Origin of the sequence: Neisseria sp. P0024.S006 (assembly GCF_051956595.1) — a bacterium.
In the GTDB taxonomy this organism is placed as follows: Bacteria; Pseudomonadota; Gammaproteobacteria; order Burkholderiales; family Neisseriaceae; genus Neisseria.
In genome coordinates this window covers 188,515-212,495 of the sequence record NZ_JBQCXH010000002.1, presented here as the reverse complement: position 1 = coordinate 212,495, position 23,981 = coordinate 188,515, and the positions used below count along the sequence as shown (strand labels likewise).

Annotated in this window: 20 protein-coding genes and 1 pseudogene; 11 read left to right on the top strand and 10 right to left on the bottom strand. The window is 50.2% G+C overall.

The genetic code is table 11. From position 1 onward, the window contains the following. Positions 1-148: 148 nt before the first annotated feature. Both ACTHUF_RS04760 and ACTHUF_RS04755 read right to left on the bottom strand, forming a co-directional pair. Positions 149-811 carry a PspA/IM30 family protein gene (locus ACTHUF_RS04760; protein WP_315093432.1) on the bottom strand — a complete coding sequence of 221 codons (663 nt, stop codon included), beginning with the start codon at positions 809-811 and terminating at the stop codon, positions 149-151. Positions 812-863: 52 nt separating this feature from the next. After that, entirely contained in the window at positions 864-1,364 is a 501-nt protein-coding gene (locus ACTHUF_RS04755; RefSeq protein ID WP_004518995.1) for a hypothetical protein, read from the bottom strand. A gap of 181 nt (positions 1,365-1,545) precedes the next feature. Between ACTHUF_RS04755 and polA the strand changes: the two genes are divergently transcribed. The 5 genes from polA (at position 1,546) to ACTHUF_RS04730 (ending at position 10,328) form a co-directional block, all read left to right on the top strand. Continuing rightward, positions 1,546-4,362: a DNA polymerase I gene (polA, locus tag ACTHUF_RS04750; protein ID WP_315093435.1), complete on the top strand. Its 2,817-nt coding sequence runs from the start codon at positions 1,546-1,548 to the stop codon at positions 4,360-4,362. A gap of 68 nt (positions 4,363-4,430) precedes the next feature. Beyond that, entirely contained in the window at positions 4,431-4,949 is a 519-nt protein-coding gene (locus ACTHUF_RS04745; protein WP_315093437.1) for a hypothetical protein, read from the top strand. 274 nt (positions 4,950-5,223) lie between these two features. Continuing rightward, the gene (locus ACTHUF_RS04740; RefSeq protein ID WP_315093439.1) at positions 5,224-6,180 is read left to right on the top strand and encodes a tetratricopeptide repeat protein; all 957 of its coding nucleotides are present in this window, start codon (positions 5,224-5,226) and stop codon (positions 6,178-6,180) included. Positions 6,181-6,390: 210 nt separating this feature from the next. Further along, positions 6,391-9,681, top strand: coding sequence for a DUF2339 domain-containing protein (locus ACTHUF_RS04735; protein ID WP_440407273.1), 3,291 nt, complete (start codon positions 6,391-6,393; stop codon positions 9,679-9,681). Positions 9,682-9,947: 266 nt separating this feature from the next. Further along, complete coding sequence (locus ACTHUF_RS04730) at positions 9,948-10,328, top strand: putative zinc-binding protein (RefSeq protein ID WP_003748129.1); 381 nt, start codon at positions 9,948-9,950, stop codon at positions 10,326-10,328. Between the two features lie 156 nt (positions 10,329-10,484). Here ACTHUF_RS04730 and ACTHUF_RS04725 read toward each other — a convergent pair whose 3' ends face one another. The 4 genes from ACTHUF_RS04725 to gap form a co-directional block, all read right to left on the bottom strand. After that, a complete protein-coding gene (locus ACTHUF_RS04725) occupies positions 10,485-10,691 on the bottom strand; it encodes a hypothetical protein (RefSeq protein ID WP_440407272.1) in 207 nt (68 codons plus the stop codon). Between the two features lie 133 nt (positions 10,692-10,824). Further along, entirely contained in the window at positions 10,825-11,583 is a 759-nt protein-coding gene (locus tag ACTHUF_RS04720; RefSeq protein WP_440407271.1) for a hypothetical protein, read from the bottom strand. A 236-nt stretch (positions 11,584-11,819) separates the two neighbouring features. Further along, positions 11,820-14,027: a DNA helicase II gene (gene uvrD, locus ACTHUF_RS04715; RefSeq protein ID WP_440407270.1), complete on the bottom strand. Its 2,208-nt coding sequence runs from the start codon at positions 14,025-14,027 to the stop codon at positions 11,820-11,822. 100 nt (positions 14,028-14,127) lie between these two features. Beyond that, positions 14,128-15,156 carry a type I glyceraldehyde-3-phosphate dehydrogenase gene (gene gap, locus ACTHUF_RS04710; protein WP_440407269.1) on the bottom strand — a complete coding sequence of 343 codons (1,029 nt, stop codon included), beginning with the start codon at positions 15,154-15,156 and terminating at the stop codon, positions 14,128-14,130. Positions 15,157-15,931: 775 nt separating this feature from the next. Between gap and ACTHUF_RS04705 the strand changes: the two genes are divergently transcribed. The 3 genes from ACTHUF_RS04705 to ACTHUF_RS04695 all read left to right on the top strand — a co-directional run bounded on the left by ACTHUF_RS04705 (position 15,932) and on the right by ACTHUF_RS04695 (position 18,330). Continuing rightward, entirely contained in the window at positions 15,932-17,467 is a 1,536-nt protein-coding gene (locus tag ACTHUF_RS04705) for a sodium-dependent transporter (protein WP_440407268.1), read from the top strand. Further along, positions 17,467-17,559 carry a methionine/alanine import family NSS transporter small subunit gene (locus ACTHUF_RS04700; RefSeq protein WP_036472778.1) on the top strand — a complete coding sequence of 31 codons (93 nt, stop codon included), beginning with the start codon at positions 17,467-17,469 and terminating at the stop codon, positions 17,557-17,559. The genes ACTHUF_RS04705 and ACTHUF_RS04700 overlap by 1 nt, the downstream gene beginning before the upstream one ends. Before the next feature lie 309 nt (positions 17,560-17,868). Next, entirely contained in the window at positions 17,869-18,330 is a 462-nt protein-coding gene (locus tag ACTHUF_RS04695; protein ID WP_440407267.1) for a hypothetical protein, read from the top strand. 80 nt (positions 18,331-18,410) lie between these two features. On the opposite strand, the gene ACTHUF_RS04690 is transcribed toward ACTHUF_RS04695, so the two are convergent. Together ACTHUF_RS04690 and ACTHUF_RS04685 are read right to left on the bottom strand one after the other, a co-directional pair. Then, positions 18,411-19,106, bottom strand: a complete 696-nt coding sequence (locus ACTHUF_RS04690) for an LrgB family protein (protein ID WP_003748143.1) — start codon at positions 19,104-19,106, stop codon at positions 18,411-18,413. 15 nt (positions 19,107-19,121) lie between these two features. Beyond that, positions 19,122-19,595, bottom strand: a complete 474-nt coding sequence (locus ACTHUF_RS04685; protein WP_049331645.1) for a CidA/LrgA family protein — start codon at positions 19,593-19,595, stop codon at positions 19,122-19,124. Positions 19,596-19,609: 14 nt separating this feature from the next. Here ACTHUF_RS04685 and ACTHUF_RS04680 point away from each other — a divergent pair, with 14 nt between their 5' ends. After that, positions 19,610-20,503: a LysR family transcriptional regulator gene (locus tag ACTHUF_RS04680; protein ID WP_440407266.1), complete on the top strand. Its 894-nt coding sequence runs from the start codon at positions 19,610-19,612 to the stop codon at positions 20,501-20,503. Positions 20,504-20,747: 244 nt separating this feature from the next. Then, complete coding sequence (mgtE, locus tag ACTHUF_RS04675; RefSeq protein WP_004518972.1) at positions 20,748-22,220, top strand: magnesium transporter; 1,473 nt, start codon at positions 20,748-20,750, stop codon at positions 22,218-22,220. A gap of 149 nt (positions 22,221-22,369) precedes the next feature. Here mgtE and ACTHUF_RS04670 read toward each other — a convergent pair whose 3' ends face one another. Continuing rightward, positions 22,370-22,636, bottom strand: coding sequence for a SemiSWEET family transporter (locus ACTHUF_RS04670; protein WP_004518970.1), 267 nt, complete (start codon positions 22,634-22,636; stop codon positions 22,370-22,372). 218 nt (positions 22,637-22,854) lie between these two features. Here ACTHUF_RS04670 and ACTHUF_RS04665 point away from each other — a divergent pair. Beyond that, positions 22,855-23,384: pseudogene (locus tag ACTHUF_RS04665) on the top strand (IS1595 family transposase); the annotation flags it as partial. 20 nt (positions 23,385-23,404) lie between these two features. On the opposite strand, the gene ACTHUF_RS04660 reads toward ACTHUF_RS04665, so the two are convergent. Continuing rightward, positions 23,405-23,788, bottom strand: coding sequence for a hypothetical protein (locus tag ACTHUF_RS04660; protein ID WP_004518967.1), 384 nt, complete (start codon positions 23,786-23,788; stop codon positions 23,405-23,407). Positions 23,789-23,981: the final 193 nt, after the last annotated feature.

Below are 23,981 nucleotides of genomic sequence, written 5' to 3'. Positions count from 1 at the left end.
GGATATGGATATTTTTATTAATTTGTTGTAACCAACTGGATTTTCCCAATCCGGCATCTTTTTGTTATTGAGGTGTGTATGGTTTTCTTTTTTCAGACGGCCCCATGAAGATAAAGGCCGTCTGAAACCGCGATTTTCTCAATATGGCTTATGATTTCGCCTTCAACGCCGCCAATCGTTCGGCAATACGGTTGTTGCGGCTTAAGTCTTCCAGTTCTTTCAGCTTGGCCAACTGCGCCGCATCGGTGCTGCTGTGTACCGCGTTCTGACGACCCATCACTCGGTCGAAAGCGTTGCCGCTTTTTTCGGCATCACGGGCGATGCGGTTGAGGTCGCTGCCGCCTGCTGCTTTGCCTGCGCCCGCGTTCTGCTGTGCGGCGCGCCAGTCTTGCAACTGCTGCTGCATCTCGCGTTTTTTTGCCTGCAGGGCGGCGATAAAGCCTTCGAGCTCTTTTTCTTGTGCGGCACAATCGGCAATGGTGTTTTCCAAAACAGGCAGACGCGCTTCGATGTCCATTTGTTCGGCGATGCCTGCCTCGGCAAGGTCGTCGCGACCGGCATCCACGGCGGCTTGCAGGTTGGCATCGATGGCTTCGTGGCGGTTGCTCTCGTCCGCCATTTTCTTGGCGGCAAGGTGTTTCTGCGCCAACACTTTGCCCAACTCGGCGCGTACTTCGTCCACCGCCCGCTCGATTTCGCGGATGCTCTCGCTCATGACCGCTTCAGGTGCAAGGTTTTCCGCCGCATCAATCAGGGCATGAAAACCGCCGCTTACCAGACGGCCTACTCGGCGGGATAGGGTTTCGCTCATTTGGATTTCCTTTCACTAAAATGTGTTTGTTTCATTTGGTATGGAGGCAGTCTTAAACTTCATTTGCCTGCTGCACAATCTTTGCCAGTTTCAAAGTGTTTTCAAGCTGTTGCAGCACGCTGTCGTCGTATGCCGCGCCTTTGCCGGTTACGGCGAGTTGCAAGATGCTGTCGGTGAGGCGGACGATGCGCCACATCAGTTCGCGTTCGTATTTTTTCAAATCGTCGAGGTCGGCTTCTTCGGGCAGGTCGGCGGCGAGCGTCGCACCCAAGTCGGGCAATTGTTCAAACAACCTCGCCACGATATGCGAATGCACTCCGGCCTGTTTTTCAGCGTGCAAGATTTCGTGTTTTGCCGCTTGGAAAAATTGCTCCTGCGCCGTCAGTGCGGAGCTGTAATCGCGTGTCTGCGTATGCGCCAAGCGAGCCAGTTTGAGCAGTTCGCGGATTTTTTCAGACGGCGTATTCGCACCTTCGATTTTGAGTTCGGCAATAAAATCAGCATCTTCCTGAGTGATGCGCACGCTGATTGGGATACGGTTCGTTGCATTCATATTCGTTTGTTTTAGTTTGTATTCATTTGAATACAAATATACAAGATGGGATTCTGCGGCGCAATACCTGAAACCGTATATTTATGTAAACATCAGGCCGTCTGAAACTTGATTTTCGGTTTTCAGACGGCCTTTTCCTTTATAATCCGTACATTATTTTCATACACACAGCAGGTTCTCCATGTCCAACAAACCCACACTCCTTCTCGTTGACGGCTCTTCTTATCTTTACCGCGCTTATCATGCTATGGGGCAGAATTTGTCTGCGCCCGATGGTGCGCCGACGGGGGCGATGTATGGCGTATTGAACATGCTGCGCCGACTGCGTGCGGATTATGTGCACGACTATTGCGCGGTGGTGTTTGACGCGAAGGGCAAGAATTTCCGCCACGAGATGTTCCCCGACTATAAGGCGACGCGTCCGCCGATGCCGGACGATTTGCGCCCGCAGGCGGAAGCCTTGCCGGATTTGGTGCGCCTGATGGGCTGGCCGGTGTTGGTTATTCCGCAGGTGGAAGCGGACGACGTTATCGGCACGTTGGCGGCGATGGCCGGCGAAGCAGGGTGGAACGTGGTGGTGTCCACCGGCGATAAGGACATGGCTCAGTTGGTGAACGAGCGCGTGACGCTGGTGAACACGATGAGCGGCGAAACGCTGGACATTGAAGGCGTGAAAGAAAAATTCGGCGTGCGCCCCGACCAAATCCGCGATTATCTCGCGCTGATGGGCGACAAGGTGGACAACGTGCCGGGCGTGGAGAAGTGCGGCCCGAAAACGGCGGTGAAATGGCTGGAAGCCTACGGCTCGCTGGCTGGTGTGATGGAACACGCTGGCGAAGTCAAAGGTAAGGTCGGCGAAAACCTGCAAGCCGCTTTGGAACAACTGCCGCTGTCATATGACTTGGTAACGATTAAAACCGATGTGGACTTGCACACCGAGCTTTCAGACGGCCTCGAAAGCCTGCGCCGCACTACGCCTAAATGGGCGCAGCTGGTTGTCGATTTCAAACGCTGGGGCTTCCGCACTTGGTTGAAAGAGGCAGAGAGCCGTATGCACGAAGCGCAAAACACAGATTTATTCGGTAGCGAGCATATCGGCGAACAGGCCGCATTGGCGATGGAAACACAGCCTGAAAAACAACCTGAACTTGCCCCCGCCCCAGAAAAGCTGGATTATCAAGCCGTTACCACCGAAGCGCAGTTTGCCGCTTTGTTAGATAAACTGTCGCAGGCGGACACAATCGGCATCGATACGGAAACCACTTCCCTAGACGCGATGAATGCCGCGCTGGTCGGTATCAGCATCGCGTTCCAAGCAGGCGAAGCGGTTTACATCCCCGTAGGACACAGCCTGACCGCTGCACCAGAACAGCTTGATTTGCAAGACGTATTAGGCCGTCTGAAACCGCATTTGGAAACCCCCGCCCTGAAAAAAATCGGGCAAAACCTCAAATACGACCAACACGTTTTCGCCAACTACGACATCGCCCTGAACGGCATTGCCGGCGATTCCATGCTCGCTTCCTACATCATTGAGAGCCATCTCGGACACGGCTTGGACGAGTTGTCCGAACGCTGGCTGGGCTTGGAAACCATTACCTACGAATCGCTGTGCGGTAAAGGCGCGAAGCAAATCAGTTTTGCCGATGTCGCCATCGGGCAGGCGACCGAATACGCCGCCCAAGACGCCGATTTCGCCCTGCGCCTCGAAGCTCACCTGCGCGCGCAGATGGACGCCAAACAGCTTGAAATGTATGAAAAAATGGAGCTGCCCGTCGCGCAGGTATTGTTTGAAATGGAGCGCAACGGCGTACAAATCGACCGCGCCGAACTCGCCCGTCAAAGCGCAGAGCTCGGCGCTGAGCTGATGAAGCTCGAACAAGAAGCCTACGCCGCCGCAGGCCAGCCGTTCAACCTCAACTCGCCCAAACAGCTTCAAGAAATCCTGTTCGACAAAATGGGCATCCCCACCAAAGGCCTGAAAAAAACCGCCAAAGGCGGCATTTCCACCAACGAAGCCGTGCTCGAACAGCTCGCACCCGACTACCCCCTGCCCAAAATCATCCTGCAAAACCGCAGCCTAGCGAAACTCAAATCCACCTACACCGACAAACTGCCCGAAATGATTTCCCCCAAAGACGGCCGCGTGCATACCACCTACGCCCAAGCCGTCGCCATCACCGGCCGCCTCGCCAGCAACAACCCCAACCTGCAAAACATCCCCATCCGCACCGCAGAAGGCCGCCGCGTGCGCCGCGCCTTCACCGCACCGCAAGGCAGCGTCATCGTTTCCGCCGACTATTCCCAAATCGAGCTGCGCATCATGGCGCACCTCTCCGGCGACAAAACCCTCATCGCCGCGTTCCAAAACGGCGAAGACGTACACCGCCGCACCGCCGCCGAAGTGTTCGGCATCGCCCCTGAAAATGTCTCGTCCGAACAACGCCGCTACGCCAAAACCATCAACTTCGGCCTCATTTACGGCATGGGCCAATACGGCCTTGCCAAATCATTGGGCATCGACAACATCTCCGCCAAAAACTTTATTGATCGCTACTTTGCCCGCTATCCCGGCGTTGCCGAATATATGCAGCGCACCAAAGAACAAGCCGCCGCGCAAGGCTTTGTCGAAACCCTGTTCGGCCGCCGCCTCTATCTGCCCGACATCCACAACAAAAACGCTAACGCCCGCGCCGGAGCCGAACGCGCCGCCATCAACGCCCCCATGCAAGGTACCGCGTCCGACCTCATAAAACGCGCCATGATAGACGTATCCCGCTGGCTTTCAGAGTGCGAAACCTCCCCGTGGGACGACCTCTTACAAAGCAAACTGATTATGCAGGTGCATGACGAACTGGTGCTGGAAGTACCCGAAGCCGAGCTGGATTTAGTCAAAGAAAAACTGCCGCAGATTATGGCGAAAGTGGACGAAGGGATGTTGAACGTGCCGCTGGTGGCAGAAGTGGGCGTGGGGATGAATTGGGAAGAGGCGCATTGAGAGCCCATAAATAAAGTATCTCTATGCTATTCCTAAGATGGTTTCAAGTCTTAAAAGGAGACTAATAAATGAAGGTATTGGTATATAAACGTACTCATACAGGGGATCCTAGTGAAAATGGAGTATTTGGGGAGAGTGATTGTATGGGGGCTATAAGAAACTGGCACTATGATGCTGTTATCGGTATAGGATCTATACATCCTTGGAAAGGAGATAAAGGAATTTCGGGTAAGGTAACTTGGATTGGTATAAATCCGATCAGAATTGGAAAAAATGGGCGTGGGGATACACTCAAGTTCAAACAATTTGTCCTTTTAGATGAGGATGGTCCTTATTTTAGAAAGTTAGCTCCAAATCTTGCAAATCGTTTTTATATTAGAAATGCCCGTTTTATCCTTAATAGTTATTCAGATGTTGAGAAAAAGGAAGTTGAGAGAGTAATTAAAAATATTATAGATACCTATAATATAGACGGTGTGGCTCACTTTGTTTCTGCTAGAAAGAAAATTAAGACTAAAAATTGTACAAGTTCTAAATGCACAAGCCATAAATTTAATAAACCAACTATTTGCAAATCAAGTTGTTAATGTAGAAATGCTAACCTGAAATAAATATATCAACAGCAATCTACAGACTGAATATTTGTATCTAACAAAAGCCTGCCATCTTAAATAGCCGTCGGATTCGAGAATTCGACCTACTGAAACCCCAAAACCTATCCAAGGTCGTCTGAAAACCTTTCAAGGTTTTCAGACGATGTTATATTCAGCATTACCAGATTTTAAGAATTTGATTTATGGGTGTAATTAAAAAATAGTTATGGTATCGAAAATAAAAAATGAATAAGACTGGGAATATAAGATGAAATTGTTACTTGCTTGTTTTTTAATAGCTGTCGTTATTGTTTTTTCCAAACTTATGCGATGGAGTGTAGGTAAAAAAACTGCGCCTGATCCTATTCAAGCTGTTACTCAGTTGGCAGAAGAAGGAAATGTCCAGGCTCAATATGAATTAGCTGGGTTATGTTGTAATAAAGAGCCTAAAGATTATCGAAAGGCAGTGCATTGGTATATGAAGGCAGCAGAGCAGGGACATCTTGATGCGCAATACCTTTTGATAAAGGAGTATTCTAGTTTTTTGACTAACAGGGACTATGAGCAGTTGAAACAGTGGCTGCATGTGAAGGCAGAGGAGGGTATTGTCCAAGCTAAATTTTATTTGGGTGAGCTGTATTTTCAATTGTCAGATTATGAGCAGGCATTGTACTGGTATCGTTTGGCTGGTAATCAGAGATATGGTCCTGCTATGTGCCGATTGGGTCAGATGTATGAGAATGGAACGGGTGTTGCGCAAGACTATAAACAGGCAGAAGAATGGTTTCTTAAAGATGGGCCATATGGCGATGCTCAGTGGTATCTGTTGACGATGTATGAGCATATGGCAAATGAAGGAGATATAGAGGCTCAATACAAATTGGGTTTTCAGTATCGATACGGTGGAAGTGTAGATCAATGGGATCCTTCTTTTGGTATTGATTATAAGCGGGCACTGTCTTTGTTTCGTAAATCGGCGGAACAAGGACATGCCGATGCTCAGTTTCAATTAGCTCAGATGTACAATGATGGGGTAGGCGTGACGCAAAATGATGTATTAGCGATTTATTGGTATCGTAAAGCGGCAGAGCAGGGAGTTGCATCAGCTCAGTTTTGTTTAGGCATTAAGTATAAACTTGGCCAAGGTTTTCAACAGGATGACACGCTGGCTCAGGAATGGTTTGAGAAGGCTTATAGCAACGGGTATCCTCGTGAAGAGTCTTAAGGTTCAATAAATAGTTGCTCAATTAACCTGACAATAATATTAGGCCGTCTGAAAATCCCTAAATATTTTCAGACGGCCTTTTTCTATTCCGATTCTCTACATTCTATTCGCAGTATGCTTTTATTCTCGGCCTTTTGTCTCTTTTTTTCATGAATAATGTTGCCGGTGTTACAATCGGCATATTCTTAATTGTTATCAAACAGGTGTTTTATGCAGTTTTTCGGCCTGCTTATTCCTATTATTATCGGCTATTTTGCTGATGAAATGTTCACCGGCGTCATTATTGGGTCGTTGTTTTGGCTGGTTGCTTGGTCAATCGCCAAACAACGCCAAGAAGAGCGACTGGCTGAATCTGCTACGGCAGGTGACAGGATGCAAAAGCTGGAGCAGGAAATCGAGCTGCTGAAACAGCGTTTGTCTATATTGGAGCATGAGGCTGTCCGTGATGAGGTGAAGGTAGGGCAGGGGCTTGAGGCTCGGCCTGTTGCCGATGTTCAGACGGCCTCTGAGCCGCTTCATGCTAAGGTTGAGCCAAGGGCGGAAGCTGCGCCTGTTAAGCAGAAGATTGAAGAGGCGTTTGCTCCTTCTTTTTCTATACCTATTGATCCTGTTTCTGCTAAGGCTTCTGCTTCATCTGAACCTGTTGTGGAATCAGAAGGGCTTGAGGCGGTATCTGCTGTTGCTGCTGAACAAGAAGAGCAGTCTAAGGAAGAGGCTGTTGTTGCTTCGATGCCGTCTGAAAGCGAAGAAGCGCCATCGCGTCAATTCGTTATCCATAAAAATCAAGCGGAGGATGGTGGGTACAAGTTTTCCGACAATCCGATTATTGCTTGGTTCTTGCGCGGCAATCCGTTGTTGAAAACCGGCATTGTGGTGTTGTTCCTCGGTTTGGCGTTTTTGTTACGCTATGCCTCCGAGCGTGTCCATGTGCCTGTCGAGCTGCGTTATCTGACGGTGGCAGGCGCGGGTTTGGCGGCGGTGGTCGGCGGTTGGAAACTGCAAAGCCGTAAGCGTGAGTATGGTTTGGTGTTGCAGGGTTTCGGCGTGGCGGTGATGTATTTGACGGCCTTGGCGGCGTTGAAACTGCATCCGCTGCTGCCTGTGTCGGTCGTGTTCGGGCTGATGGTGGCGATGGTTGTGCTGATGGCGTGGCTGGCGGTAAGGCAGAATGCGCAGATTATGGCGCAGGTTGCTTTAATCGGCGGTATGGCCGCGCCTTTGCTGACTTCAGACGGCAGCGGCAATTATTTGGTGCTGTTTTCTTATCTTGCCCTGCTCAACGGCGGTGTGGCCGCGATTGCTTGGTTTAAGGCATGGCGTCCGCTGAACCTGACGGGTTTTGTCGCTACTTTTGCCATTGCCGCGCTGTGGGGCATGCGAAGTTATACGCCGCAACATTTCGCCACTACCGAGCCTTTCTTGATTTACCACTGGCTGCTCTATACCTTTATCGCGTATCTGTTCGCACGCCGTAAGCTGACGGAAAACAGCGAAGACAGCGTTACGCCGCTTGCCGACAATGCGACTTTGGAAGAAATCGGCAAGAGTATTTATACACACGGCCTGCGCGTGCATGTCCTCGACCATACTTTATTGTTCGGCACGATGGCGGCGGCATTCGGACTGCAATACCGCATGGTGGAGCATTGGCCGTCTGCGGATGCGCTTTCCGCATTGGGTTTTGCCTCTGTTTACGGATTGGCCGCGCTGCTGCTGAAACGTCAGCAGGGTTTGTATATTTTGCGTCAGGCGTTTTTTGCGTTGGCGGTGTTGTTCCTCACGATTGCCGTTCCGCTTTATTTTGAACCGAGCAATACGGTTATCTTGTGGAGTGCCGAATCTGCACTGGTTTATTTCTTCGGTTTGCGCCAACAGCGTCCGCATATCCGTTTGGGTGCGCTGATGGTTTATCTCTTGGCGGCACTGATTCAGCTGGGCAATTATCAGGGCTTCGGCACCGATACTGTTCTGGAAGGGCAGTGGTTTACGACGGTTGTGGTGTTGCTTGGCGGAGCGGCGATTTATTTATTGTGGAATTTCTCGCGTCGCGAAGGTTCGGCGCAATGGGAAAAATCCGTTCAGACGGCCGTGTTGTCTGCCGCCTTGCTGTACATCTCTATTTTGCCTTTGCTTTTCTTGGCCGACCAAGGCAGCATTGTCGCTCTCTCTGCTTTGGCAGCGGCGTGGGCATTCTGCCGGCGCAAACATGAGCCGAATGTGTTCATCACATTTGCCTTGGGCAATGTATTGTTCGCCCTGTTGCTGCAATCCGGCATCATTTATGAATCCCAAGGCTTCCTGAGTCATCTGTACCTTATTGCCGCTACGCCTTTACTGTTTGCGGCTGCCTACGCGCTGCAATATCCGCGCGTGCCGGTTGCAAGCGAAAAGCCGGAAGGAAACGAGGTTTACTTTGCGCAGGTTTCAGGCTGGATTATCCTGCTTACTGCGTTGGCGACAGGCAGCTACGCCCTCTATATGCAATGGACAGGCGAGGAAACCCTGTTTATCGAGTTGTGGATGTGGCCGATATTTGCCGGCCTGCTGCTGTTTGCCAAACGTTTGAAATGGGAAGAGCTTCTGCAGGCAAACTTAGCATTCCTGCCCGTGTTTGCCCTGCATTTTGTCTTCTACCATACCGAACACGCATGGACAGCCGCCGCAGCCTTGCCGCTTGCCGCCGCTACCGTGTTGAACTTCATCATTCTGAACAATTATCCGCGCCCTGATCTGCTTTGGTTGCACAAACTCAATATCACAATACTCGGCATACTTTGGACGCTTTGGACGGCGCTGTATGTCGGCGGCCTCCTCTCCGGCGTTTGGACTCAGCTCTCATGGCTGGTTGTACCTTTGGCGATGTGGATTGTTTTCCATACGCAGCGCCAACGTGGATTTTTCAGACGGCATCAAACCATTTATCAACATTTTGCTATGCCGTTGTGCGCCCTTGCCGCTGCCTGTTGGATGCTGTGGACCAACTTCTCCATACCGTTCCAACCTTCGCCGTTGCCGTATATTCCCGTGCTCAATCCGGTGGAACTTGCCAGCGCCGGTATGCTTTGGTTTGCACTGAAATCCCTGCCCGAAGCCTTACCGCCCGAACTGCGCCGTACCACGGCAACCGCAGTCGCCGCCTTGGCATTTATGCTGATCAGCGCGGGCGTGATGCGCGTATGGCATTTCTACGACGGCATCACTTGGCGTCTTGACATCATGCTCCAATCCTTCGGCCTGCAAGCCAGCCTCTCCGTCGTTTGGGCAGTAACCGCCATCATCTTGATGGTACTCGGCAACCGCCGCAAACAGCGCTCCTACTGGATGACAGGCGCGACGCTGATGGGCATTGTGGTTGTCAAACTCTTCCTGATCGAGCTTTCCAACAGCGGCGGCATCGAACGCATCGCCTCCTTCATCATCGTCGGCCTGCTGCTGCTTCTGGTCGGCTGGTTTGCACCCGTTCCACCCAAAGCAGAGAATGATGGCGAACCTAAAGCCTAATCATTAATCTCAAATAAAGGCCGTCTGAAAAACAATTTAGTTTCAGACGGCCTTGATTTTTTAGAAGGTGCAATCTGCTTTGTTCTAGAATGTCTAATCGTATTGAGTTATGATGCCTTTTAATATATAAATGGATAAGCCGTAGGCCGTCTGAAAAAACGAAAACGGGTGCAACCCGAATATTCGCATACCACGCATGATGCGCCCGACAGACTGACTATGGGCGGACATATAAAGATAAAAACCGCTACCGAAGGAAATAGAAAATGCCTAACCGCAATGAGCTTCCCTTAATTTATTCTTGTTCCGGATGTTCCGATGTGGCGCAGCTGGCCAACAACACTGCCGTAGCGCTCGACCATGCCGGAGAATTTGAAATGTCGTGCATTTCCGGCGTGGGCGGCAAAGTCGCGCCGTTGGTGCGCAAAGCGCAGTCCGGACGGCCGATGTTGGTTATTGACGGCTGTCATCTGCATTGTGCCAAATCGTGTTTGGAAAATGTGGGCGTTGAAATCCCGGAAGGGCATCATGTGAAACTATACGAACTGGGCTACAAAAAACGCTTTGGCAAAAGCTATGACGAGGCTACGGTAGAAGAAGTTTATCAATATGTTTTGACGAAGAAGGGCGATGTATTGAGCAGTTAACGATCTTTATTTGACTGATTGTTCCCAATATATCGGTTGAGAATCTAATCCATGGGACTGTAAGTTTTACATATACACATGATTTGGGACGTGAGAAAATAAAGATTTTAGGCCGTCTGAAAAACCATTTAGTTTTCAGACGGCCTTTAATTAATTTTATTTCTTCAATTCTTTCAGTAAAGACGTTAAACCTTCCACACCATCGAATGTACCCGGCACTTTATCAGGATTAGATAAAATACTGCTGAAAATCAGATTTTCAAATTTTTCCAACGCATCTTTGTCATCACTTTTGATTGTTTTTGCGTACTCGGCATAGCTTTGGATAAATTGGCACAACGACTGCCGCAGTTCTAACTGCATGATTTGAGTCTGTATCGAATGGTAATGAGTTAAAACCACTCTGAAGAAATAGATTAAAACAAACTCCAAGCCAATGACAGGCAGCATGGATTGCCAAGAAATATTTACGTCATTTACGTTTACCATGAATTTTTTATAGAAACTGAAACATAATGGAGCAAGCGTGATAATCGATAAAAGAATCAACACAGCAAACGTCAGCCATTTTGCCCGATTTTTTTTGGTTCAATAGATTTTCAAATCCTTGGGACAAGCCGACAAAGTTGAATGCTGTTTTGTATTCGTCTAATTTATCTTTTAATTTTGTTACTTCACTTTCTTTGCTCTTAAGTTCTTTCCAATAAAAACTAATAGATTGATTTATATCCAACTTTTGTGTCGTAATTGTATGTTTTAATTCAGTGCTTTTCTTTTCAAAATCAAAAAAAGTTTTGAAACCGGTGTTGTTCATATAAAAATTTAATATGCTTATTGGTTGCTGATAGAAAGCATAATAAACACCATCATCTTTAGAAAAAACCTTCTGTTTTACCTTTTCCCACGCCTCACGAAGTTCATTGTTTTTGACTGAATCTGTAAGTCCATTGAAACCTAATGATAAATCCAGCTCAACCAGAAACGCGATAAAGCGTGCATATATCCCCGAATCCTGCGTTGACTCTGAAGCAAAATTTTGATTTCTCAAAGAAATTCGAAACCATTTTCCTTGACTCTGAATGTTGAACTTACAGCTCTCCTCCCATAAATCAGGCTGTTCCAACATAGACAAAATTGTCATAAAAATTAAATTATGCTCTTCACGTTTTGAGTCTGACAATCTTGACGAATCTACTTGTTTCAAACTTTCTCTTACACGGATCAAATCATTGCACAATTCACTAAAAAATCCCATTTTTTCCCTTTCCTATTTTTGCTGATTAATCTTTTTAGATTCAAAGACAAGAATTCAGTCACTTGTTTGAATGACTTAATTTACAAACTTCTGATTCTTTAATGCCGTCATTCCCGCCTGCGCGGGAATGACGGCGGAGGTTTCGGCAAAAATTGTTGTTCCCGTTTTCAGACGGCCTTTTGCGCCGTCGGTGTACATCGTAGCGTGGGTTTCAGACGACCCCTGCCATCTCCCTTTTACATCTCTTCCAATTTCGCAAACTTGGTGTCCAACTCTTTCACGCCCTGTTTGCCGAAGTTGATGGTCAGTCGGGCGGATTCGCCTTTGTCCACGGCATCGATGATGATGCCGGTGCCGAATTTGGCGTGGCGGACGTTTTGGCCGATGCGGAAGCCTGCGTAGGTTTGCGGCTGTTTGAAGTCTTCGATGATTTTGTCTTTGAACGTGGCGGTTTGGCGTGTGTTGCCGTAGCTGTCGTAGGCGGGTTTTTTGACGGACAGGTAGTGCAATACTTCGGGCGGGATTTCTTCGACGAAGCGGGAGACGATGCCGAATTGGGTTTGTCCGTGCAGCATTCTTTGCTGCGCCATGGTGATGTAGAGGCGTTTGCGGGCGCGGGTGATGGCGACGTACATGAGGCGGCGTTCTTCTTCGAGGCCGCCGCGTTCGGCGAGGCTCATTTCGCTGGGGAAGCGGCCTTCTTCCATGCCGGTGAGGAAGACGGCGTTAAATTCCAAGCCTTTGGAGGCGTGGACGGTCATGAGTTGGACGGCTTTTTCGCCTGCGCCTGCTTGGTTTTCGCCGGATTCGAGGGCGGCGTTGCTGAGGAAGGCGAGGATGGGGAAGGCGGGGTCGTCTGAAATGTTTTCAGGCAGGGTTTCAAAGTTGCTGTCTTCGGGTTTGAACTCGATGGCGGCGTTGACGAGTTCGTCGAGGTTGTCGAGGCGGTCTTGGTTGTCGCCTTTTTGGGTTCGGTAGTGTTCGGTCAGGCCGCTGTCTTTGAGGATGCCGACGATAATTTCGGACAGGGGCATTTGTCCGACTTGATTGCGCAGGGCTTCAATGAGGCGGACGAAGGCGGCGATTTTGGTGGCTTTTGCGCCGGCATTGCAGGCTGCCTGCCAGAGGGTGATGCCTTGTTCGTTTGAGGCCGTCTGAAGGTTTTCGATGGTGCGTGCGCCAATGCCGCGCGGTGGGAAGTTAATCACGCGCAATAGGGCGTTGTCGTCGTCGGGATTGACGGCGAGGCGCAGGTAGGCGAGTGCGTGTTTGATTTCTTGGCGTTCGTAAAAGCGCAGGCCGCCGTAGATTTTGTAGGGGATGCCGCTGCGGAACAGGCTTTGTTCGATGACGCGCGATTGGGCGTTGCTGCGGTAGAGGACGGCGATTTCGTCCAAATCCCAGCCTTCGCGTTCGAGGGCTTTGGTTTCGTCTACGATGAATTGGGCTTCTTCGAGATCGGTAAAGGCGGAGTAGTAGCGGATTTTGTCGCCTGCTTCGGCATCGGTGCGCAGGTTTTTGCCGAGGCGTTCGTCGTTGTTTTCGATGACGGCGTTGGCGGCGGCGAGGATGTTGCCGACGGAGCGGTAGTTTTGTTCGAGTTTGACGGGCGCGTCGATGTGGAATTCTTCCATCAGCGCGGTCATGTTGCCGACGTTTGCGCCGCGGAATCGGTAAATACTTTGGTCGTCGTCGCCGACGGCAAAGACGGCGGCGTGGTTGCCGGCAATCAGTTTCAGCCAGGCGTATTGCAGCTTGTTGGTGTCTTGAAACTCGTCGACCAAAATATGGTTGAAGCGGTTTTGGTAGTGTTGGCGCAGGATTTCGTTGTTTTGCAGCATTTCGTAGCTGCGGAGCATGAGTTCGGCAAAATCGACCACGCCTTCGCGTTGGCAGATTTTGTCGTATTCGGCGTAGCATTCAATCATGCGGCTTGTGTGCGGGTCGGGCGCGCTCAACACGGAAGCGCGCAAACCGGATTCTTTTTGCGCGTTGATAAAGCCTTGCAGCGAACGCGGCGCGATGATTTCTTCGGCGATGTTGAGGCTTTTGAGCAGGCGTTTGATCAGGGAAAGCTGGTCGCCGCTGTCGAGGATTTGGAAGGAAGAGGGCAGGCTGGCGTCGCGGTGGTGCAGGCGCAAAAAGCGGTGGCAGAGGCCGTGGAACGTGCCGAGCCACATGGCGCGGACGTTGACGGGAATCATCGCGTCCAAACGGGTCTGCATTTCTTTGGCGGCTTTGTTGGTAAACGTTACCGCCATAATGCTGTGCACGCTGGCTTGTCCGCTTTGCAAAAGCCAGGCGATGCGCGTGGTCAGCACGCGCGTTTTGCCGCTGCCTGCGCCTGCCAGAACGAGGGCGGATTGCGGCGGCCAGGTTACGGCGGAGAGTTGTTCGGGGTTTAAGCCTTGCAGCAGATTGGGGGCAGATTCGTTGGGAAACATGAAGAGGCCGTCTGAAAAGAAATGGGAATGCGATATTTTAAAGGAAATACAAAAGGCCGTCTGAAAAGATGTTTCAGACGGCCTTTGTGTTGGAAGCCGATTAGAACGGACGTACTTCCAAACCGAACATACGGCGCGCGGTGTTCAGCATTTGGCAGCTGAAGCCCCACTCGTTGTCGTACCATGCGAACACTTTAACCATTTTGCCTGCGGTGACTTTGGTCAGCGTAGAGTCAAATGTGCTGGCTTGGGTAGTGTGGTTGAAGTCCATGGAAACCAGCGGTAGGGTATTGTAGGCCAATACGCCTTTCAGACGGCCTTCTTCGGAAGCGGCTTTCATCAGCGCGTTGATTTCTTCGGCGGAAGTGTCGCGGCCTGCTTGGAAGCTCAGGTCAACCAGGGAAACGTTGACGGTCGGTACGCGGATGGCGAGGCCGTCGAGTTTGCCTTTCAGGTCTGGCAATACCAAACCGACGGCTTTTGCTGCGCCGGTTTTGGTCGGAATCATGTTTTCCACGCCGCTACGCGCACGGCGCAGGTCTTTGTGGCGTACGTCGGTTACGGTCTGGTCGTTGGTCAGCGCGTGGATGGTGGTCATTACGCCGTTTACGATACCGATGTTTTCGTTCAATACTTTGGCAACAGGCGCCAGGCAGTTGGTGGTACAAGATGCGTTGGAGATAACGGTCATGTTGTTGGTAATCACGTCGTCGTTTACGCCGTAAACGATGGTTGCGTCAACGTCATCGCCGCCGGGAGCGGAAATCAGCACTTTTTTCGCGCCGCTTTCCAAGTGGATTTTGGCTTTCTCTTTACTGGTGAACGCGCCGGTACATTCCATGACCAGGTCAACGCCCAATTCGCCCCATGGCAATTCGGCTGGGTTGCGAGTAGAGAAGTAAGGGATTTTTTTACCGTCGATGATGAGGTGTTTCTCATCGTGGGAAACTTCAGAGTTGAAGCGGCCGTGAACAGTGTCGAATTTGGTCAGGTGAGCATTGGTCTCGATGCTGCCGCTGGCATTGATGGCAACGATGTCGAGTTGGTCTTGCAGTTTGTAGTCAAAAATAGCGCGCACTACTTGGCGGCCGATGCGGCCGTAACCGTTGATGGCAACTTTGATACCCATGGCTTTTCCTCTTCTTTTGGGTTTGGGTTGTGGAGTGAATGGCGGCAATTATAGCAAAAATGTAGTGCTGTGTAATTAATGTTTTATTGAAATTTTTTGGTTTGATTATTTTTAATTGTAGATGATTAGAGTAGAAATGCAGGTTTAAATTTAATGTTATTTAATATTTTTTGAAATTTTATTTTTATTAATTCCATTTTTTGATGTTTTGTGTCCGTTTTAAATCACGGTAATGAAGGAAACGGGAAAAGGTGGATTGTTTTTGTTTATATTAAACGGAATGTGAGTGTGGCTTTTGATTACAACATACAACAGTGTAATTTTCAGACGGCCCGGATTGGACGGAAGGAAAACAGGCCGTCTGAAACATTTTGATGACGGGGGATTTGAATGCGTTGGGTTGCCGCTTTTCCTTACTGGATAAGGAAAAGGCGGTTTGCGGCGAGGGCGGCTGTCAGTGGGAAGGGGAGGGAAAAACGGGGCTTGGGTGTTGCGTTTGGCTTGTATATAAAGAAGTGTATGAAGATTTTAGTCGTAGTGCATGAAGATTTTCCTTGCGATTTTAATGCAATACTGACTTGCCAACAGTGTTAAATTTTTTTACGATAAGGTCAGATTATGTTTGCATGGCCATAAGCGGTGCATTCTTTAAATACCGGATATTATCCTTGTCCGAATATCTATTTTAACCGGCCGGTTTGTCCGGCCTGATTTCTAAATATATACGCGCAAGGCCGGGAGGCCTTGACGACACTCGATTTTTAAGAGGTTCATTGTGTCAAATTCTCAATCCAGCGAACGCGCGACGTTTAGCAGTCGCCGTGCCTTTATGTTTGCCGCCATCGGCTCGGCCGTGGGCTTAGGCAACATTTGGCGTTTCCCTTACATCGCCTTCGACAACGGCGGCGGTGCTTTCGTCCTCCCTTATTTGGTTGCGCTGTTGACGGCAGGTATTCCGCTGTTGCTGCTCGACTATGCCATCGGCCACCGTTACCGCGGTTCGCCTCCTTTGGCCTTCCGCCGCCTCGGCCGTTGGTTTGAGCCGGTGGGTTGGTGGAACTTCCTGACCAACGTCATCATCTGTATCTACTACGCCGTGATTGTCGGCTGGGCGGCAAGCTATGCCTATTATTCGTTTACTTCGGCATGGGGTACGGATCCGCAGGCATTCTTCTTCAAAGACTTCCTGCAAATGGCCGATGCCAAAGACTTGGGCTTGGATTTTGTCGGCAAAGTGGCCGGTCCGCTGATTGCCGTTTGGGTGTTTACGCTGGCGATTATGGCTTTGGGCGTGCAAAAAGGCGTGGCCGGTGCGTCCACATTCTTCATGCCGTTGTTGGTGGTGATGTTTGTCATCATGGTGGGCATCGCACTGACCTTGCCGGGCGCGGCAAAAGGTTTGGACGCTTTGTTTACGCCTGATTGGAGCCGATTGTCCGATCCGAAAGTCTGGGTAGCCGCATATGGTCAAATTTTCTTCTCGCTCTCCATCTGCTTCGGCATCATGATTACTTATTCTTCTTACCTGAAGAAAAAAACCGACTTGGGCGGCACAGGCTTGGTTGTCGGCTTTGCCAACAGCAGCTTTGAGTTGCTCGCCGGTATCGGCGTATTTGCCGCATTGGGCTTTATGGCTCAAGCCGCAGGTAAAGAAGTCAGCGAAGTGGCATCCAACGGTATCGGTTTGGCGTTTATCGCGTTCCCGACCATCATCAACCAAGCCCCTATGGGCGCATTGATCGGCGTGTTGTTCTTCGGCTCGCTGGTGTTTGCCGGTGTAACTTCTATGATTTCCATCGTTGAAGTAATTGTGGCCGCAATTCAAGACAAAATGAACATCGGCCGTGTCAGCGCAACGTTGATTGCTGGCGTTCCCATGGCGATTATTTCCACCTTGCTGTTCGGTACGACCACCGGCCTGCCTGTGTTGGACGTATTGGACAAATTCATCAATACTTATGGCATTGTGGCTTCCGGTTTTGTTTACGTTTTGGCGATTGTCTTGTTGAACAAGCTGCCGGAACTGCGTAACCACTTGAACGCGCTGTCTTCCATCCGTGTCGGCAAAGTGTGGACAGCCAGCGTGGTGGTTACCGTCGCCATGCTCGGCTATATGCTTTATCAGGATACTGCCGGCCTCCTAAAAGAGAATTACAGCGGCTATCCTGACAGCTTCCTCAATATCTTTGGTTGGGGCATGGTGGGCGCCATCCTCGTATTGTCGGTCTTGCTGTCATTCTTGCCGTGGAAACACGGTCAGGGCTTCAATGTCAAAGACGAACATGAACACGAACGTGAAGGAGACGAATAATGAGTACTTCAGCCATTATTATGATGCTTGTCGCATTGATCGTCATTTGGGGCGGATTCATCGTCTCCGTCCTGCGCCTGCCTAAAGAATAAGGTTTGAGCAAATGAAAGGGCCGTCTGAAAGTCATTTTTCAGACGGCCTTTTTGTTACATAGCAAGGGGACGGAAGAGGGGAAATCATCTTGGTGGACGGCATGGGTGAGATTTTTAATTATGGATGACCGGGTATGGTGTATAAATCATATCTATTTGTTTTAAAAAGATTTAAATCCAATTATCGTGTTAATAAACCGTTGTTCCCTTCTATCTTTGCCCGCTGTTTTCTTTGTTCTAGAATAGAGTCCGCAATGCCTTTTATGAGGCATTAGGTACAGTATCCGTTTATTTGTTAAGGAGAATTTCATGGCTAAAGTACATCAACCAAGTAAAGAAGGTGATTCTGAAGATTTTGTTATCCGCCTCGATCCGCGTGAATGGGACGGTACTTTTTCAGGAGAAGGCAAAGGTCCTAATGACGGCTATGATGATGACCATACCATCCGCCTCGATCCGCGCGAATGGGACGGTACTTTTTCAGGAGAAGGCAAAGGTCCTAATGACGGTTATGATGATGACCATATCATCCGCCTTGATCCGCGTGAGTGGGAAGGTTTCGAGCCTGCGCAGCCGGCCGCGAAGCCGATATTGGAATCCAAAGCTTTCGATGGCGATGAACTTTTGAGCCGTGCGTTTGGTGAGGCTGATCCTCTTGATTCTTCTGCCGGTCTTTCCTCAGACAATGCGACCTATTCAAGCAATGGTACAGGTTCATCTGCGTTGGATACCATTCATGATTTAGCAGAAGCTTCTATTTTCAAACTGTAATCGTTCCATAATATAAAAGGCCGTCTGAAACCGATATGTGTTTCAGACGGCCTTTTTGTGTATGGTCATCAGGACGGGACCTAACTCATCATCCAAATTACCAAATGTACCATGGTCGGGCCAAACAATACCATAAACAGTCCGGCCAAAATCATGGTCAGGCTGGCCATCACGCCTTCGGTTTCGTGGCGTTGTCCGGCGCGCGATGTGCCGAAGCCGTGGGCGGCATTGCCGAATGCCACGCCGTTGGCGGTGTGGAAACGGATGCGGGTAAAGGCCAAAAACAGGTCGCCGAATATCATGCCGACAAAGCCGGTGATGATGGTGAACAGGGAAACGAGCGAGGCGGAACCGTGGATTTCGCTGGCGAGGACGACGGCAAACGGCGTGGAGATGGAACGCGCCATCAGGCTGTTGGTCACTTCGTTGTTGAAGTGGAACATATGGCTCATGAGGAATGCGCTGACTACGCCGACAAACATACCCACCATAATGGCAATGGAGAGGATGGGCAGCTGGCGGCGGATGACTTCGCGGTTTTCATAAATGGGGACGGCAAAGGCAACGGTAACCGGAGTGAGCAGGAAGACGATGCCTTGGGTATATTTGTGGTAGGTGTCGTAATTGACGCCGAATGCCAGCAGCAGAAGGATGGTGCTGACGGAGACGGTAACGACGGGGGAGAAAATCATTAAGGGTTTTTTGCGGTGGATTTTTTTGGCAACGACATAGGCAAAGCAAGTCCAGATGAAGCAGGCAAGGGCGGTGTAGTCCATTTTTATTCTCTATTTTTAGGAGTGGAGTTTTTTGTAGAGGCGGCGTTTCCAGCGGTAGCAGAAATCGAGGGTCAGGGCGGTGCTGATCATCACGAGCGCGGTGCCGACGGCGATGGTCAAAATCAGCTGCCAACCTTCGGACATCAGCAGGTCTTGATATTGCAAGACGGAAACCATGATGGGGATGAAGAAAAAGACGAGTTCGCCCAATGCCCATTTTGCGCCGCGGTCAACCATGCCCGGGCGGATGATGCCGAGCCCCAAAAGGGCGAGCATGAGGAACAAGCCCAATACGCCTGAAGAAATAGGCAGATGCGTGAAGCGGACGATAAGGTCGGAGATGCCCCATACTGCGCCGATGATGGCAAGCTGCAAGGCCGTCTGAAAAAATCTGGTGAGGGAATCCATGATATGGGTGTGTGTTGAATGAAAGGCTTGATTATAGAAACCTGGTTTCTGCATAATATGAATTATTAAACGAATAATCATGCCTTAGAGGAATAATGGACTTCAAAAGCCTGTATTGTTTTACCGAACTCATCCGCCTGCAAAGTTTTTCGGCCACGGCTTCCGCGTTGAATTTGACGCAGCCGACGGTCAGCAAAATCATTCAGGCTTTGGAAGAAGAATTGGGCGTGCCGCTTTTGTGCAAAGAAAACGGACGCAAAAAGCGGCAGGTGCAGCCGACCTCAATCGGCGAAGAAGTCTATCGCCACGCGTTAAACCTTTTACACGAACGCGATTTGCTGCTGGCCCGCATTGACGATTACCGCCATGTCAAAAGCGGGACGCTGCGTTTGGGCTTGGCTTTGTTTGGCAGCGATTTGCTCAGTCATGCGCTGTTTGATTTCCACCAAAAATGGCCGGACATTGAATTGTCGTTTTTGGAACAAGGCTCGCTCGCCATCGAGCAATCCTTGCGCAACAACGAACTCGATGCCGGACAGCTGCTCGCGCCGGTTCACGAAGACTTCGACAGCATCACGTTGTGCGACTATCCGCTGGTGGTCTTGATGCCGAAAAATCGGGCGAGACACGATGCGCTGACTCTAAAAAGCCTGCAACACGAGCCCTTCATTCTGTTCGGCGCCGGCTTTTCCCTCAACGAAACCATTCAGACGGCCTGCCGCAATCAAGGTTTTACGCCCAACGTTGTCTGCCGTACCGGGCAATGGAATTTGGTTGCCGACATGGTGGCGCACAATATGGGCATTGCCCTGCTGCCCGAATACTATGCCCGAAAAATCAATCCCGATGTCTTTGCCGCCATTCCTTTGGTCGAACCCGAAATCCGCTGGCAGCTCACCATGGCATGGAAAAAACACCAGCGCCCGACGCCGGCCTTAAGGGCTTGGTTGGACGTGGTCAGGGAAGCGTTCGGCAGGCGAAACAAATAAAATCAAATCATCAGGCCGTCTGAAAAAAAGGGTGTCGTTATCACCCGGTTTCAGACGGCCTTTCCCGTTAAAAATGGTAAAACAGCCTAAAAAAGAGTAGAATATGCACCGTTTACAACTCTGCGCCTCTCAGCAGGCTAGAATTATGGACCTTCCCAGTTCGCCTTTGAACTTCCCATCTGATACACAACAACCATAATCATCCCGCCGAAATGCCTTCCCGCGTCCGGCGGGCGGAGCATTTATGAGCATCGAACAAACCCCTCCGAATCTCGACCATACCCCCGACAATGAAGCGGTGGAAGACCGCATTTCTGACGATCGCATCTCTGACGATATCGACCGCATCCACGCCTTATGCGAAATTCTCGAGCCGTCCTTTGAACAAATCGAAGCAGGCGTGCCGATTGAAGACGAAAGCCTGCGCGACAAGTTCACCGAGCTGACCGTCCTCTTGGCCGAGCTGCACCCTGCCGACGTGGCCGCCGTCTTGGAATCCCTGCCGCCGCGCGAGCGTAACATCGTCTGGCTTTTGGTTGCCCCGGAAGACGACGGCGAAGTGTTGCTGGAAGTATCCGACGCCGTACGCGAAACGCTGATCGAGTCCATGGACAAAGACGAGCTGTTGGCCGCCGTCGATGATTTGGACGCAGACGAATTGGCAGAGCTGGCAGACGACCTGCCGCACCAAGTGGTGTACGAAGCGCTGCAAACGCGTGATGAAGAAGAACGCGAGCAGGTCAAAGCGGCGATGTCTTACGAAGACAACCAAGTCGGCGCGATTATGGACTTTGAATTGGTCAGCATCCGCGCCGATGTGGCGTGTGAAGTCGTATTGCGCTACTTGCGCCGTTTCGACAGCCTGCCCGACCATACCGACAAGATTTTCGTGGTCGATGAAAACGACGTGTTGCAAGGCGTTCTGCCCATCCGCAAACTCTTGGTCGCCGACCCCGAAGACATGGTGGCGGACGTGATGGCCACCGATGTCGTGCGCTTCCGTCCCGAAGACGACGTGGAAGAAGCGGCGCAGGCGTTTGAACGTTATGACTTGGTGACCGCGCCGGTTGTCGATGAAAACAAAAAGTTGATCGGCAGGATCACCATTGACGAAATGGTGGACGTGATCCGTGAAGAATCCGAAGCCGACATGTTTAACATGGCCGGTTTGCAAGAAGAAGAGGACTTGTTCGCCCCGATTTGGGACTCGGTGAAAAACCGCTGGATGTGGCTTGCCATCAACCTGTGTACCGCCTTTATCGCCAGCCGCGTAATTGGCGCATTTGAAGGCAGTATCGAGAAAATCGTCGCACTGGCCGCGTTGATGCCCATCGTCGCCGGCATCGGCGGCAACTCCGGCAATCAAACCATCACCATGATTGTCCGCGCCATGGCAATGGGACAAATGACCAGCACGCAGGCAGGCCGCCTGCTGAAAAAAGAAGTCGGCGTCGCCCTCGTCAACGGCATTATTTGGGGCACGGTAATGGGCGTGATTTCATGGCTGCTCTACGGCAACATCGGCATCGGTTTGGTCATGGTGGCCGCAATGACCTTGAACCTTTTGCTTGCCGCGACTGTCGGCGTCCTCATTCCCGTCATGATGGACAAAGCCGGACGCGACCCGGCATTGGGCAGCTCGGTGCTGATTACCGCGGTTACCGACTCCGGCGGCTTCCTGATTTTCTTGGGATTAGCAACCATGTTCCTGTTGTAATAGGAAAAAAAGGACGTGTTCGATACGTCCTTTTCAAACCGTTTAAAAGGCCGTCTGAAATTTCAATTTTCAGACGGCCTTTGCTGTTTTTTAAAGCTTTACATCATGAGGGCGTTTAGTTTTGGGGCTGACGTAGATTAGCCCCTTGTTTAAAGCGAAGTCAGAAAAGTCAGAAATCCCAATATCACGCCGACTGCGTTGGGTATAATCAGAATCCAGTCTTTCCGGGGTTCTTTGCTCCAACCGTACAAAACCCAAATCAGACAGGATACTGCTGCAAACAGGGGTTGCCACGGCTGCGCCTTTGCCCCTTGCATATTGGCGATAATTTGGGGGATATAGGCGACAAATACGAAAATACCTATTGCCGCTCCTATGCTGCCGACAACGGTATTGAATTTTGCTTTGCTTATCATGCTGGTAAGTCTCCTTTTAATATGAAAATCGAGGCGGTAGATAATATGGGCAGGCTGACTCAGCCGAGGGAACAGCCGCAGCCGCAATGATGTTCGTGGCCTTGGCCATGTTCGTCCGAATCTTCGGCAAGCAGGGCTTCGTAGTCGCCGCTTTCAATCAGGCTGACCAGTTCTGCCGGACTTTCCGCGCCTTCTACCTAGTCGCAGGATAAATAACTCTATTCTACCGCAAAATATGTATGTCATCATCCATCATTTGGCCTTGGCTGCCGATGAGGTTTTCGAGGGCTCTGTCGAGCTGGACGAAAGCTATTTCGGCGGACAGCGTAAAGGCAGACGTGGTCGAGGTGCGGCAGGAAAAGTGGTTGTCTTCGGCATTCTGAAACGCAACGGACGGGTCTATACCGTTGTGGTGGATAATGCCAAGTCTGAAACGTTATTCCCTGTCATCAAAAAGAAAATCATGCCGGACAGCATTGTTTACACGGATAGCCTGAGCAGCTATGATAAGTTGGACGTGAGCGGTTTTATCCATTACCGCATCAACCATTCCAAGGAATTTGTCGACCGTCAGAACCACATTAACGGCATTGAGAATTTTTGGAATCAGGCAAAACGTTTCTTGCGAAAATACAACGGAATCGATCGCAAATCTTTCCCGCTGTTCTTGAAAGAATGCGAATTTCGATTTAACTTCGGCACACCGTCTCAACAGCTTAAAATCCTGCGAGATTGGTGTGGAATTTAGGGCTAATCTACGTCAGCCCCTTAGTTTTTGATGACGTTTACGGCGTAATGGGCAGTAGTGTTACGGCGGGCTTGGGCGCGCATCATATAGACCTGCACTTTATATTTGCCCGATTGGGTAGCGATACCGTCAAATTTATCGCCTTGTGCCGAACCGTTAAATACGGCTTCATCGTCTTTGGGTGCCCATACGTTGAAATAGGCGTTAGGGCTGCCGGTTTTACTGATGCGCAGGCGGTCGCCCTTGCGTACGGAGAACAAATGCTCGGCGGTTTGATAGCCGGTGATTTTGCCGGAAAAACGCTGCTTGGTTTGTTTGTGTGCCGAAGCTGGTTTTGAAGCTTCCGCTTTAGGCGTGGCGGCATTTGAATAAGTGGTAAACAGTAAGGGAAGGGCGGCTAACAAGAGAAATTTTTTTCATGGGTTGGGTCTCCGAATGTGGGGCGCCAATATGGCACTCATTTTGATAACCCATCAGTATGTTCATATTTTTATAAAGCCAAAGCCGAATAGGGCAATATTCATTTTTTCAATCAGGCCGTCTGAAAACAAATATTATTCAGACGGCCTTTTCTGATAATATAACAACGAATTATTC

Bases quoted from the DNA above. Each gene is read 5' to 3' on its own strand.
- ACTHUF_RS04760 (WP_315093432.1), bottom strand. From the start codon at position 811: ATGAGCGAAACCCTATCCCGCCGAGTAGGCCGTCTGGTAAGCGGCGGT.
- ACTHUF_RS04755 (WP_004518995.1), bottom strand. From the start codon at position 1,364: ATGAATGCAACGAACCGTATCCCAATCAGCGTGCGCATCACTCAGGAA.
- polA (WP_315093435.1), top strand. From the start codon at position 1,546: ATGTCCAACAAACCCACACTCCTTCTCGTTGACGGCTCTTCTTATCTT.
- ACTHUF_RS04745 (WP_315093437.1), top strand. From the start codon at position 4,431: ATGAAGGTATTGGTATATAAACGTACTCATACAGGGGATCCTAGTGAA.
- ACTHUF_RS04740 (WP_315093439.1), top strand. From the start codon at position 5,224: ATGAAATTGTTACTTGCTTGTTTTTTAATAGCTGTCGTTATTGTTTTT.
- ACTHUF_RS04735 (WP_440407273.1), top strand. From the start codon at position 6,391: ATGCAGTTTTTCGGCCTGCTTATTCCTATTATTATCGGCTATTTTGCT.
- ACTHUF_RS04730 (WP_003748129.1), top strand. From the start codon at position 9,948: ATGCCTAACCGCAATGAGCTTCCCTTAATTTATTCTTGTTCCGGATGT.
- ACTHUF_RS04725 (WP_440407272.1), bottom strand. From the start codon at position 10,691: ATGCAGTTAGAACTGCGGCAGTCGTTGTGCCAATTTATCCAAAGCTAT.
- ACTHUF_RS04720 (WP_440407271.1), bottom strand. From the start codon at position 11,583: ATGGGATTTTTTAGTGAATTGTGCAATGATTTGATCCGTGTAAGAGAA.
- uvrD (WP_440407270.1), bottom strand. From the start codon at position 14,027: ATGTTTCCCAACGAATCTGCCCCCAATCTGCTGCAAGGCTTAAACCCC.
- gap (WP_440407269.1), bottom strand. From the start codon at position 15,156: ATGGGTATCAAAGTTGCCATCAACGGTTACGGCCGCATCGGCCGCCAA.
- ACTHUF_RS04700 (WP_036472778.1), top strand. From the start codon at position 17,467: ATGAGTACTTCAGCCATTATTATGATGCTTGTCGCATTGATCGTCATT.
- ACTHUF_RS04695 (WP_440407267.1), top strand. From the start codon at position 17,869: ATGGCTAAAGTACATCAACCAAGTAAAGAAGGTGATTCTGAAGATTTT.
- ACTHUF_RS04690 (WP_003748143.1), bottom strand. From the start codon at position 19,106: ATGGACTACACCGCCCTTGCCTGCTTCATCTGGACTTGCTTTGCCTAT.
- ACTHUF_RS04685 (WP_049331645.1), bottom strand. From the start codon at position 19,595: ATGATTATTCGTTTAATAATTCATATTATGCAGAAACCAGGTTTCTAT.
- ACTHUF_RS04680 (WP_440407266.1), top strand. From the start codon at position 19,610: ATGGACTTCAAAAGCCTGTATTGTTTTACCGAACTCATCCGCCTGCAA.
- mgtE (WP_004518972.1), top strand. From the start codon at position 20,748: ATGAGCATCGAACAAACCCCTCCGAATCTCGACCATACCCCCGACAAT.
- ACTHUF_RS04670 (WP_004518970.1), bottom strand. From the start codon at position 22,636: ATGATAAGCAAAGCAAAATTCAATACCGTTGTCGGCAGCATAGGAGCG.